This window comes from Paenibacillus stellifer (genome assembly GCF_000758685.1).
Lineage (GTDB): Bacteria > Bacillota > Bacilli > Paenibacillales > Paenibacillaceae > Paenibacillus_AQ > Paenibacillus_AQ stellifer.
Genome location: NZ_CP009286.1, coordinates 4,131,472 through 4,144,391, shown reverse-complemented (window position 1 = coordinate 4,144,391; position 12,920 = coordinate 4,131,472). Strand labels below are relative to the sequence as shown.

Genomic DNA, 12,920 nt, shown 5'->3' with positions numbered 1-12,920 from the left:
AGAACATTTGTTCTATAATGGCGGATGAGAAAACCATCCGGAGGGTAACCATGAATTTGCACAGAAGATTTGCCAAATTAAATGATGTCGATTTGTTCTACCTGGATACCGGTAGCAAGGGACCGGCTATTCTCTGTCTTCATGGCAGATGGGGCAGAGGGGAGACCTGGTACGACTTCATGCAGCGATATGGAGATAGATACCGGATCATCGCTCCGGATCAGCGAGGCCACGGCTGGAGCGGCAAGCCATTGTGCCGATACACCGCTGAGGAAATGGCTGATGATATGGTTCAATTGCTAAATATTCTGGAGATTGATTCCGCGATCGTAGTGGGGCACTCGATGGGCGGACAAGTCGCCGGTTATCTGGCCGCTCTCGATCCGAAGCTAGTAGAGGCGCTGGCCATTCTGGACAAGTCTCCGGCCGGACCGGCCGAGCGAAGCCGTATCCCCTTGAGCGAGATTAAGGCTGTGGACCCTGTTACGAAAGACTGGCCGCTGCCTTTCGACAGCTTGAAGCAAGCGGATTACTACATCCGGAAAGAGGCGACTACGGAGATAAGCTATTCCTATTTCATGAGCAGTTTGATTGAAACGCCGGAAGGCTACAACATGCTGTTCAGCACGGAGGCGATGGCTGTCGGTATCGCCTACAATCAGGATTGGCATCACTTGCTGCCATCTATTGAATGTCCGGTGCTGCTTGTCAGAGCCAAAGACAACGAAGCCGTCCCCGACGAGGAATTGTCCAGGATGCAGGCCCTCATCGCCAATTGCCGGTCGTATACGATGTCGCATCCCCACCATAATGTGTATTTGAGTGACAAGGAAGAGTTCTATACTTGTTTTGACGAATTTCTGCGTTCCATCTAAATAGAACCGCAGTCCGTAGGCCGAATCGGCTCATGGACTGCGGTTCTTGCTGTCACAGGGAAATTACTCTATTGCATGTCTACCGCTGCCGCTATCCGAAAGGCATGCCCCTCCCGCCTCAGCTCGGCGGAGCCAGGAAATTCACCGATTCCGGCTTCTGTCTGCGGAACGTGCCCGGTGTGCAGCCCACCCAGGCCGAGAACTGGCGGATGAAGCTCTGGGCGTTCACATAGCCGAGCCGGTAAGCGATCAGTTCGATGGAATCGCTGCTTCGCTCCAGCATCTGCATCGCCTCCTGCTGCTTGAGAATCATCAGGTACTGGCGGGGGGACATACCGTATGCCTGGCTGAACAGACGGTGGCAATGGCGGCGGCTGATGTTCAGCCGGGCCGAAATTTCCTCCAGCCAGTTGCTTGCTTCGGCTTCTGCGGAGGCGTCCGATCCGATGAGGGAGACATCCTGCTCGGTGTCCAACCGCCGGTGAAGCATGCTCTCAATCTCCCTGGCGATAAGGTACGCCGGTTCCGTCAGCTCTTCGGCCGGAAGAGCTGCGGCAGTTGCGGCAAAATGCTCCTGAATGGTCTCCACCAGCGGGAATACCTTGGTCATAACGGATATGCTGCGGATTCGGTCGCCGTCCAGCGTCTCGAAGAGCTGGCGGATTAGCGGCTTCAACGCTTCATTGAGGCGATGACCGGCCGGGTAGAAGCCTTCATTTACGGTCTGGAACAGATGCAGCAGCTCCTCGTCACTGACCTGCACATGGGCCACACTGAACGAGGCCTCTTCCGAATCTCTTGTGTCGTAGCCGTGAAGCTGCATCGGCGATACGATCAGAAGATCGCCCTCGCGGAGCACCTTCTCCGATTTTCCGGCGAAGGCGTTCAGCTCGCCGCTGCGTACGAGCAGAAACTCGAACATCATATGGTGAATATGCCGGCAGCAGGTCCAGCCTTTCGATACCGAGCGGATATGCGGCGCGTGCAGGCAGAGATCTGTGCGGACATGCGGGTAATAGACGGCGTTATCTTTCAAAGCGCCCATACTGATCAGCTCCCTATGACCGATTATGTTTATTCCGGGGCAAAACAAGACCGAATAAGTTAGTGAAGAATATTTCGCCCGGGGCTATACTGGCTTTACGAAAAAAGCCGATTCGGCTGTAGAAGACTTTCTTCCTTCTGAATCCGATTATAAGCGAAAAGGTAGTGAATGTAATGGCAAAAACGGAATCCACCCTGGATTACACGAAATGGTTCCAGGCGGAGAGCGACAATAAAGGGAACAGAAGTCCCTTCGTGCTGCTGTCGCGTCTCTTCCGGGAACATAACCGAAAGCTGGCGCTGTCCGCTTTCTATTATATGTTGAAGACCTCGCCGGTCTGGGTGCTGCCTGTTGTAACGGCCAATATCATCAATATTGTCAGTTACCCGAACCGCCATTCCATGCAGGAATTCTGGATTAATTTCGCCGTGATCTTCATCGTCATCGTGCAGAATATTCCCACGCATACGATGCACATCAAATATATCAGCCAGGCAGCCCGCCATGTGGAAGCCGGACTTCGCAGCACCCTCGTCCGCAAGCTGCAGCAGCTGTCGCTCGGTTATCACGGCGATATGAACGCAGGGAGGCTGCAATCCAAGGTACTGCGCGACGTGGAAGCGATCGACTTCCTGTCCCGGCAAATGATGATGACCGTCATTCCGGCAGGCATCAACCTGGCAGTTGTGGTGGGACTGACGCTGTACCACAGCTGGATGGTTGCGCTCTTCTTCGCACTGATGGCTCCGACTTCGATTTATCTGGTCCGTCTGTTCCGTTCGCGGATGTCCCAGCGCAACCGCGAGGTGCGCCGGAATATTGAAGAAATGTCCGGCAAGGTATCGGAGACAGTGGAGATGATCCCGGTTACCCGCGCACACGGCCTGGAGGAGGTCGAAATCCGCAAGGTCGACGCTGCGCTGGAAAATATCCGCCAGCGGGGACATATGCTTGATGTGCTTGAGGCCTATTTCGGTTCTTCCAGCTGGGTTGTGTTCCAGCTGTTCCAGGTCGGCTGTCTGTTCTTCACCGCCTATCTCGCGCATCTGGGGTATATGGAGATCGGCGATATCGTCATGTACCAGGGCTTTTTCAACATGATCATCGGGTCGGTGACCTCCATCCTGAACGTGTATCCGAACCTGGTCAAAGGCATGGAATCCCTGCACTCCGTCTCCGAGGTGCTGCTGTCGAACGAGACGGAGGAGTACAAGGGCCGCACGAAGCTGGACGCAGTCGACGGGGCATACAGCTTCCGGGGTGTCGGCTTCCGCTATTCGGAGTCCGAGCGGCATGTGCTGAAAGATTTCTCGCTGGATATCCGGGCGGGCGAGACGATCGCCTTCGTCGGGGAATCCGGTTCGGGCAAATCCACCATCCTGAATCTCATTATCGGCTTCTACAAGCCCCAGAGCGGGATCATCAAGGTGGACGGCGTTCCGATGGATGAGCTGAGCATGAGGCAGTACCGCCAGTCGCTGGCGATTGTGCTTCAGAACAATATTCTGTTCTCGGGTACGATCCGTGAAAATATAACGTACGGCCTGCCGAACATCAGTGATGAGCAGGTGCAGCAGGCGGTATACATGGCCAATCTGCAGGATGTGATCGACAGTCTGCCCCAAGGGCTGGAGACATCCGTCGGCGAGCATGGCGGCAAGCTGTCCGGCGGCCAGCGGCAGCGGATTGCCATTGCGCGGGCGCTGGTCCGCGATCCGAAGATTATCATCCTGGATGAAGCAACCTCGGCGCTGGATAACGTATCGGAACGGCATGTCCAGAGCGCGATCGAGCGGCTGATGCATGGCCGGACCACCTTTATCGTGGCGCATCGGCTGTCCACCATCAAGAATGCGGACCGGATTGTCGTTATGAAGCAGGGGAAGATCGTGGAGGTCGGCAGCTACGACGAGCTGCTTGAAATGAAGGGCGAGTTCTTCAAATTGAAAAATATGTGAGCAGGGTTCCGTCTTCCCGGTGTCGAAGTGAGAATGTCTGGGAGGGAAAGATCATGACACTTATTTTAGGCTATCAATTTGAGGAGTACTCCATTCCGCTGGCGTTCGCAGGACGCTACCTCATCGTAGAGCAGGCGCCGGACGGACTGATGGTCAGCATACTGCTGGACCACGAGGAAGCGCCGGTCTTCGATATTCTGAAGAATGAGCCAATCGGCAATCCCTATTCAAGCGTTGTTAACTCGGTTCCCGGCGTATTCGACGTCAAGGACAACACCGGGAGGCCTGTCTATCAGCTGCAGGTAGGAGCCGAGATCAAGGCGGTTCTGTATCTGGATAGCGGCGAGGAACTGGAGGTGTCTTTAACCAAAGACAGCATCCGGGCCGGCAAGCTGGATATTCCGAACACGTTCAACCCGGCGGTCATCGGGGCGAAGGTCAGTCCCGGCGGCAGCGTCGGAGTCGGCAATTATGTGCCGTACAGCCTGCTGAAATGGTTCAAATAGAAGACGAAGAGGGCGGCCTGAGGGCCAATGTCATTAAGTTAAGCTCTAAGATCAAGACCCGCAGTAGAAATGAAAGCGAAACGGCATGGGGAAGAGCCCTGTGCCGTTTGTTTACTCCTGATAAGCCGATGAATCGTGTTAAGGATACGCTCGCATGAGTTAAGATAATTCCTATTGATTTCCGGCATCTTTAAATCAACTGGTAACTAATCCATTTTTCGTTAATAAATATGTACAATCACATAAAGATGCAATATTTATATTATGTGTAGCGAGCAGTATAATGGTACCATTGCCCTTTATTTCATTAAAACATTCAAGAACCAATGACGCTGCTTCATCGTCTAACGAAGCTGTTGGTTCATCTGCTATAATTAATTTTGGTTCATTTATTAAGGCACGAATAATACCAATGCGCTGTAATTCGCCGCCAGATAGCTTTTCTATTTTTTTATCAAGAAGTTGCTCAACTTGTAATAATTGCGCAAAATGTTTAATGCGGTTTTGTGTATTAATTTCATTTTTTTTCTTTTTATTAAGCCACAATGGTACCGTTATATTTTGTAAAGCTGTTAACTTAGGTATCATAGGATTAAATTGAGAAACATAACCGATATTTTCAGCACGTATTGAACTAAGTTCATTTAAACTCTTCTGAGCAAAGGAACTCTCATTTAAAATGATATCTCCTGAGGTCGGTTTTTCTAATCCAGCCAATATATTCAATAATGTACTCTTCCCTGTACCACTCTTTCCTTTCAATGCAATAATTTGACTAGGCTTTACCGTCAATGAAACATTCTCGAATATTAATTTCTCTTTATATTGCTTCTTAATATTTTTTATCAAAAGAGTCATCTAGATCAGCCTTTCAAGTGTTGTATGATATCTAATCTTTTAAATATATGTCTAGTAAAATAATGAATGATATAAGTAAAAAGAACGAAAATAATCAAAATAACTAAAAAATAAATAATAATAATGTTACTTGAATTGTTGATTAAAGAGAAAATCAGAACTAAGGGGATTAAACTACTTAACCCAAAGCATACCATGAACTGATTTCGAGTAACTTTGGATAGCTGAGACATACTTGCACCTGAGATTAACAATACTTTATATATATCAAAATTCTTTTTTATGCTTGCATTAATAGACCACAAGAAAAGTGTAATAGTAATTGTTCCTGTAATACCTGAAAATATGTACAATATGTTTCTGTTGGCTTCTGTCATTTTCACTAAAGCATTTATTGCCACACTGTTAGCTCCAATTATTTGATAATCGTTAAAATTTGATTCAAGAGAGATGTTGGATAGTTCTTTTCTTATTTGCAATGGAGATAAGTCTGAGATAATCATCCCATTAATTTGACTCAATAATGATGCTCTAACAAAAACCCCATTACTATTCAGATCAACGTCATTATCAAACGTCATTAAAGGCATAATTATATGAGCATTTTGCATAATTCATATTTTGATTTAAAGTCAAAGTTAGGTTACAACGAAATCTCAGTGTTGTGAGAGTGGAGTGAAAAATAGACAGACGGACAGAATTTCAATGAATCGGAAGTTTTTAAGCGGCGTTCTGTACTCGTTGCTTCGCAATGGCAAGCGCAGAGGCAAGTAACACAATCGCATTTAAATATTGGTGAGTTGTCACTTTTTGAATCCCCCAGACGTGAAGCTGGTCTGCAGTTAAATAGGTCTTCATTCGAGAATTGCAGCGTTCTACACTGGTTCGTTTATTGTAAAGTTCCTTCCAGCCTCGGCTTTCCCGATGCGGTAGCGCATAACGCCGGAGATCCGTTTGACTGTTGATTTTAACCACCATTCCATAATTGGAGGACGAACAAGCGGCCATGCCCAAAGGACAATCCACTTGACCTGTCGCATGTGGACAACGGAATTTTAAATGCACCTTTTCCTGTCCCCAATACGTCATGGGAAATCCCATCGAACAACAGGGCGTGCCTTTGCGGGTAATCCCCGCTGGCGGTTCCTTTTCATTCCGTGGATTCAGCGGAATAATGGCTTGCGCCTTGACGTTCCGGGCGGCCTCGTAGTTTTTTATTTGGTCGTAGCCCGCATCCAGCATGAAGAATTTCACTTTAGATTTCGCAGCGACAGTCGTCATGAGTGCAGGCCCTTCGTCTCCGTCGTTCACATGGGCAGAGGTCACCTTGAGCGCCATGGGAAGTTCACTTTTGGCATCGACGGCCAGATGCAACTTATAGCCAAACCACTTGACTTTGTTGCCAAAGGTGTCAAACTTGGCACCCCAGTTGGCATTGCCGGTGAGTTCACTTTTTCGCTTGGGTTCCTTTTTCTCGTAAGCGTGAATAGCGGCGCTGTCGATAGCGACATGAGTTCCGTCGATGATTCCAGCTTCTTGGCACTGAGTCACAAGATCCTCAAACAACTGCTTGGCAAGGCCTTTGCCAGTCAACTCGGCAAAGACTCGACTTAATGTAGAAATCGAAGGAGCGGGGATATCCAGTCGAAGCCCACATTGGTAACGGAAACGGAGGTCAAACTTTAGTCTGCGCGCTAGGCCGGTGAACGTATCGATATTCTCTAAAGGAGCTGCGAGTAGCGCGCGAAGAATGCCTTGACGACAGTGTCCGTCTGCTCCTCGGGGTGAGGGATTTCTCAATTCTCTTGCGTAAGGTCGCAGGTCCAAAGCGCTGAAAAAGATGGGCAATCGCTCTTTCGATTCGATTTTTTGAAGCTCTTCAAAGGAAAATAGACTTTCTTGGAGAATATACATAGTGACTTCACTCCCTTGGGTTTTCTCGTTTGGTCACTTGAAAACTTCTCCAAGTTGGGGTGAAGTCCTTTTTTATGCTCAAAATTGCTTTGTGTAACAAGGGCTTAGATTAATGCAAAATGCTCATATAAGTGTCTAAAAAAAGTTCGGGCTCAGATTTAGTAAGTATTTTTTGAGATGGCGGCAAGACTCCCTTAACTATCCCTTCAAAAGGTCGTTGATAATATAGAATATTAAAACTGTCTCCAGGTTTATAAATCCCTCTATAATCTGCTCCCAGTATTATAGGGATCTGTTTTTTTTTATCATTATAAATAAAATCTGTATCTGTGAATAACTCGCCTTCGCTTAACTGTATGTTATTTGAATCAAATACTATTTTATTTAATTGAACTGATTTAATAGTTCGATAACTCAAACCATTAATATTATATGCAGGTTGGTTAAAGCCATTTTCATAATAAGCATCAAAATGAATATCACCTTTGAAATCAGAAACTTCAATTGGTTGCCAAATTGCATTATAATAGTCGAAAGTTTGTTTTTTTGATAGTTCCGTTGAAAAACTTTTCAAAATGTCCATACTATTCATGTTTGAAAAAAATTCAGTTTCTTTTTCATCGTATAAAGAATCAGATAATATATATAAGTTTTTATCCTTATAATTATTAGTAGTGCGGACTTCCAAATTAGCTTGATTAAGATTTGTGATTAATTGGAATACTAAGATGCAAAAGCAAAAAGAGACCACAATTAAAGTAAAGAAAAGGATTTTGGTTTGCTTAAATAATACATGCTGAACAAACTTCAAAATCTTCTGCCTCCTCTTTGAAGCGAATATTTTATCACTGTAAATACGTGTGTTATAAGAACAATAAGAAAAAGATATGCATATAAAATAAAAGTATAATAGAGCCAAACATTATCCCATAATCCCAAATAATAGGTGTTAGAAAGCACTGAAAAAATCAACACAATTGTTGACATTGTTATAAATGGGGATAATTTATATTTAAATATTGTTTTTACTATTCGCAGATAGGAATGTCCTGAAATATAAGATACTGTAATAAGTTTTCTATCACTATTTGCCCAAATGTAAATAAGCAAAGTAGAAAGGATAACAAAAAAAATAATCACCAAATATATTGTTGTCTTAATTAGCTTATTAGAACGTAATGAATATGTACCATACTTCTGTAATGATATTTCTTCGATATTTTTTACACCTAGATAAAAGTAAAGCTTCTCTTTCGCATTTGAACTTGGAGAAGAAAAAATAAAATTATTACCATTATTCATATCTATATTTTCGGCACTAATTAACCAAGACTCTGCTTTTAATTTATACGAACGTGGAGTATTAAAATAACCGACAACCTCATATTCATTAGGAATAAGATGTTCATCAACAGAAGTACCAATAATAGCAACCTTTTTTTTTTCATCTAAACCTGTCTTTTTCGTGTACGAGATTGGAGGTAGCTTAATATTTCCTTTAATTTGTACATATTTGATGTTTGGAGTTGAGCTATCATATTGCATTAAAATAAAGTTTGAAATATTTTCATCTGCGATTCTCTCCATTCTCTCCATTTTAAACGAGATCGATTTGTTACTTACATACCCGTTGTTTATCATATTTTCATAATTAAAATAAGAGTATAACCAACATGTTGAAATTGTTAAAAAATAAATAAACACCACAACACTACAAAAAATGTAGTTATGATTACTTTTGAAATATATTTTCTGCATGTAATTTTGAAAGAGAGATAATCTTTAGATTATCTCTCTTTCCCTCCTAATTGTTAACTTCCCCAATTGGTAACTGCAACATAACCCCAACGATCAGTTACCCATCCACCGTAAGCATTAGTGACATTTGTTCCATACACTCGATTACTGTCTCCGACCACACCGCTGCCGAGTTGACTTTCAAAACGAGCACGAGTATAGTGATATTTTCCCTCCCAAGCTGTATATCCATGTACTCTTTCCATAAGCACATCATGCCCACCGTAAGTATTTTGCACTTCTCCTGTATGAACCTCAGGCGAAGATGCCACTGGAACCCCACGCGTACTGAAGCCAAGATCTGCTGAGGAGGAAGAAGCATCGACATAGTAACCATCTTTTTCACTCCAACCACCTGAAGCGCTTTTTTCATCACTTTGAGCAGCAAATGAACTCATAGGAACCGCTGTTAAGATAATACTAGGGCCTGTATGCAAACTATGACCCCATAAAATGGGTAAATCATAGGTATGATGAATCGATATGAAATCCGTGACGACCAATGGGAAGCCATTAAGGACCTGCTACCGCCGGAGAGAAAACCACAAGGAGGGAGACCCCCGAAAGACCATCGTCAAATGCTAAATGCCATGCTGTGGGTAGCACGGTCAGGTGCCCCCTGGCGGGATTTACCTGAATATTTCGGCTCTTGGTCTACCGTCTATAGTCGATTCCGCCGCTGGCAAATGGCCGGTATTTGGGACCGTATTCTGGAGCATGTTTCCGCAGAGCCCGACGAGGAAAGCGTCATGATCGATACCACGATTGTCCGTGTCCATCAGCATGGATCGGGCGCAAAAGGGGGGGCCTTAAGCAAGCCATTGGGCGGTCCCGGGGCGGATTAACAACCAAAATCCACGCAGTCGTTGACGCGCTGGGCAACCCACTGCGCTTTGTGCTGACCGGAGGCCATTGTCATGACTCCGTAACCGGTTATGAGATATTGAAACAAATGGACTTAACGAAAAGGCAAGTGTTGGCTGACCGAGCGTACGATACCAACCGAATCCGCCGTCTATTGGATGAACAGACTGCGACCTGTGTGATTCCAAGTAAGAAAAATCGTCGGAAGCCCCTGGAATGGGACCGTGAGATTTACAAGGAGCGTCATCTGATCGAGTGCTTTTTCAATAAACTAAAACACTATCGTCGACTAGCTACTCGCTATGATAAGCTGGCGTGTACCTTTATGGCTTTTTTGTCCCTGGCCTCCATTATGATATGGCTTGCTTAGGTTTGCATACACACCCTAGTAGCAACAATAAGTGAAGAAAATAATCTTTTCTTGTTCATTTCAATGTTCCCTTCAATTTAGAATTTGGAAGCTGGCCAGTCATCCTAAAAATCATTAATTCCACAAATTCAAATATAGTGTACTAATACCATATATTGTCGACAGGTTAACAATAACATAACATCCTAAATAATGTAAATATTTTTTTAATAAATATTAAACTTCCTTCATATAACCTTTTCGGCATGGCTTATCCAGTATCAATATTCTAGAGTCCGTGAGACTACTTTCGAACCGTAACGAGATTTAGACATTGAGTAGGAGAATGTTTTTATAATAGCAGATAACAATCAGTACAATAAGCGGGCGTACTACCTGAGGGCCGTTCTTTTTTGCATAAAGACGTATTTGAGGAAAAATGAACCTTTATCGCCTCCCGATTGTCTTAAGGGTGAAGAAAGGGGAAAGGGAGGGATACAGTGGATAACCGGGAATTGTTCGAGGCTTACAACAAGGACGTATACAAAACCTGCCTGTATATGGTTCGCGACCCGGCGGATGCCGAGGATTTATGTCACGATACTTTTATAACAGCTTTCCGCAGCAGGACCGATAACATCGGGCAGCACAGAGCCTGGCTCATCCGGATCGCCGTCAACCGATGCCTGAACCATCTCAGACGCAAGAAACTCTTCCGGTTCAAAATCGAGTCCAATCTGCCCCGGTTCGCCCCGGCTAACGATCTGTCGGCGGAGCAGCGGGCGGAAGAGCGGGCAAGCCGGTCGGAGTGGGCAGAGGTGATGAAGGAGCTTCCCGTCAAAGTCCGGGCGGTTATCGTCCTTCGATTTGTGCATGACATGACACTCTCGGAAGTTGCGGACACGCTATCGATTCCGGTCGGAACGGTCAAATCGAGGCTCCACAAGGGACTGAGGCAGGTAAAGGGCATATTGGAGAAGCAGGAGCGTGCGATTGCGAGAGAGGAGGATACCCGTGAAGGATGCAGAGCGGTTAGCGGCACTCAAATTAAGTGAAGAGAATATCCGTTATCCCGATTTTAACCGAATGTGGGAGTCGATTGAACGAGACCGGCTGCTTACGGAGCAGACGAACAGCGTGATGTCAGAAGGGCCGGACGTGAAGTGGAGCTGGTCTGGACCAGAAAACAATGAAACACAGCGCAAGGGTCGAAGCTGGGGCAAAATGACGATTGCGGCCTCGGTCGCCGTGCTGCTGATCGCCGCTCCTGTCTATGCGGCCGTGCATGGGGACTGGGGACATCTCCTGACAGGCAAGCCCGGCATCCAGTCCGCGCTAGACCGGAATCTCGGGCAGAAGCTGGGCCAGACCATGACCATGAACGGCATTAAACTGAATCTTGAAACGGCATTTGTGGACGAGAACCGGACGGTTATCCTGTTCACGCTGGATGTAGGCAAACGGGCGGAGACGGATTTTTGGAAGTTCGGGGATCTCTACATTGAGAGTGAGCAGGGGAATAAACTCGGTGAAGGATATAATTATCTGCAGTGGGATGAGCAGAAAGGCCGTTATAACGGATATTTCGAAACCGAGTGGTCGCCGGATACCGAAACCGCCAAGGTAAGGCTGGTCGCAGAGGGGCTTACGGCATACAGCTTGGGAGAACAGGACATTTCCTTGAATCCATCGTCGAACGCGTCACAGAGCTTTAAAGTAGGCAAGGAAGGGATTAAGGAGATTGCCGTACAGACATTCCGGATGGATAGCGGGAAGACCCTCTTCGCGTCCACCGTTTTATTCGATCGTCCTGAGGCCAAGGAATGGACGTATCCGCAGATTGCGCTGTTTCATGGAGAAGAAGCGGTTCAGCAGCTGTCTGGATCGATGTTCGGGACGCCGGATGAACATGGGAATTACACAACCCAGCAGTATTATCAAACATCAGACGCCACGGCTGCGGGAGCCTCCTTCAAATTGCAGTATTGGCGGCTTGAGCAGTCAGTATCCAAGCCCTGGAATTTTGATATGACGCTAAGCAAAAAACAGATGGAGTTCGGAACTACAATTACGCCGCTGAATGTTCCGCTGGAGCCGGGGAACAACGCGCTCAAAGTCGAGAAAATGGTCGTTACCCCGACCCAAATCCGGGTAGGCATTCGAAGCAGCAAGCTTCCTTATAATTTCCCCTATCAGAAATACAGACTGGAAATCGATGGACGGACGCTGGAGGCTGCTCCGTATTACTCTGCCGTGCAGGGTGATCCGGGTTATAGAGGCTACCAGTTCGAAATGCCGTCAGATCTGATTATCAAGAAAGACAGCCATATCGTGTTGGTGGGAGTCTTTAAGGTTAATTATGTCGAGGATCAGCAGACTGCGTTCCGGTTTACGGGAATTGATGAAGAGAAGCGGCATCTGAATGCCGTAATCGGCGGTTACCCGGTAACCTGGACTTATTACATGAAGGGCTCCGATCTGTATGTGGAGAGCAGCAGTGACAATACCCTGTTCGGAGGGGTCAATCAAACCTTCATTATGCAAGACGGCCAGCGGCTGCTGGGGAAAGTGCAGAAATACGGCATCGACGGGCAAAAAGACAATCATGCGATTGATGTGTACAAAGGCTTCAAAGGAAGTGAAGCGGAGGTTCATATGTTCTTCTATACGACGAACGAACCGGAGAAAGAGACGAGAGTGACGCTGCAATAAGGCCATTGAAGGAAGTGATGGTCGGGCATCAGAAGAGTCATA

The 12,920-nt window shown here is 46.3% G+C and carries 13 protein-coding genes; 6 read left to right on the top strand and 7 right to left on the bottom strand.

The genetic code is table 11. The features are described 5' to 3' along the window. Positions 1-50: 50 nt before the first annotated feature. Complete coding sequence (locus tag PSTEL_RS19145; RefSeq protein WP_156995917.1) at positions 51-875, top strand: alpha/beta fold hydrolase; 825 nt, start codon at positions 51-53, stop codon at positions 873-875. A gap of 118 nt (positions 876-993) precedes the next feature. On the opposite strand, the gene PSTEL_RS26420 is transcribed toward PSTEL_RS19145, so the two are convergent. Next, a complete protein-coding gene (locus tag PSTEL_RS26420; RefSeq protein WP_052098692.1) occupies positions 994-1,920 on the bottom strand; it encodes an AraC family transcriptional regulator in 927 nt (308 codons plus the stop codon). A gap of 173 nt (positions 1,921-2,093) precedes the next feature. Between PSTEL_RS26420 and PSTEL_RS19135 the strand changes: the two genes are divergently transcribed. Continuing rightward, a complete protein-coding gene (locus PSTEL_RS19135; protein WP_038697800.1) occupies positions 2,094-3,878 on the top strand; it encodes an ABC transporter ATP-binding protein in 1,785 nt (594 codons plus the stop codon). A gap of 53 nt (positions 3,879-3,931) precedes the next feature. Beyond that, positions 3,932-4,384 carry a hypothetical protein gene (locus PSTEL_RS19130; protein WP_038697798.1) on the top strand — a complete coding sequence of 151 codons (453 nt, stop codon included), beginning with the start codon at positions 3,932-3,934 and terminating at the stop codon, positions 4,382-4,384. A gap of 195 nt (positions 4,385-4,579) precedes the next feature. Here the strand turns inward: PSTEL_RS19130 and PSTEL_RS19125 are convergent, their stop codons facing one another. From PSTEL_RS19125 to PSTEL_RS27720, 6 genes are all read right to left on the bottom strand, one after another. Continuing rightward, positions 4,580-5,242, bottom strand: coding sequence for an ATP-binding cassette domain-containing protein (locus PSTEL_RS19125; protein WP_038697796.1), 663 nt, complete (start codon positions 5,240-5,242; stop codon positions 4,580-4,582). A gap of 5 nt (positions 5,243-5,247) precedes the next feature. Then, positions 5,248-5,832: a hypothetical protein gene (locus tag PSTEL_RS19120; protein ID WP_156995916.1), complete on the bottom strand. Its 585-nt coding sequence runs from the start codon at positions 5,830-5,832 to the stop codon at positions 5,248-5,250. Positions 5,833-5,962: 130 nt separating this feature from the next. Next, positions 5,963-7,156: a transposase gene (locus PSTEL_RS19115; protein ID WP_038694187.1), complete on the bottom strand. Its 1,194-nt coding sequence runs from the start codon at positions 7,154-7,156 to the stop codon at positions 5,963-5,965. Positions 7,157-7,265: 109 nt separating this feature from the next. Next, entirely contained in the window at positions 7,266-7,967 is a 702-nt protein-coding gene (locus PSTEL_RS19110; protein WP_052098689.1) for a hypothetical protein, read from the bottom strand. Beyond that, a complete protein-coding gene (locus PSTEL_RS19105; protein ID WP_156995915.1) occupies positions 7,964-8,743 on the bottom strand; it encodes a hypothetical protein in 780 nt (259 codons plus the stop codon). Before PSTEL_RS19105 ends, PSTEL_RS19110 begins: the two co-directional genes overlap by 4 nt. 224 nt (positions 8,744-8,967) lie before the next feature. Continuing rightward, complete coding sequence (locus tag PSTEL_RS27720; protein WP_156995914.1) at positions 8,968-9,456, bottom strand: hypothetical protein; 489 nt, start codon at positions 9,454-9,456, stop codon at positions 8,968-8,970. Here PSTEL_RS27720 and PSTEL_RS27180 point away from each other — a divergent pair. The 3 genes from PSTEL_RS27180 (at position 9,427) to PSTEL_RS19080 (ending at position 12,878) form a co-directional block, all read left to right on the top strand. Then, positions 9,427-10,187, top strand: a protein-coding gene (locus PSTEL_RS27180) for an IS5 family transposase (protein ID WP_156996009.1) whose coding sequence is annotated in 2 segments (ribosomal slippage) — positions 9,427-9,754 and positions 9,754-10,187 — 762 coding nt in all. Because the reading frame shifts where the segments join, the coding sequence is not laid out codon by codon here. The genes PSTEL_RS27720 and PSTEL_RS27180 overlap by 30 nt on opposite strands. 479 nt (positions 10,188-10,666) lie before the next feature. After that, positions 10,667-11,221: an RNA polymerase sigma factor gene (locus tag PSTEL_RS19085; protein ID WP_038697788.1), complete on the top strand. Its 555-nt coding sequence runs from the start codon at positions 10,667-10,669 to the stop codon at positions 11,219-11,221. After that, positions 11,181-12,878: a DUF4179 domain-containing protein gene (locus PSTEL_RS19080; RefSeq protein ID WP_038697786.1), complete on the top strand. Its 1,698-nt coding sequence runs from the start codon at positions 11,181-11,183 to the stop codon at positions 12,876-12,878. The genes PSTEL_RS19085 and PSTEL_RS19080 overlap by 41 nt, the downstream gene beginning before the upstream one ends. Positions 12,879-12,920 lie beyond the last annotated feature (42 nt).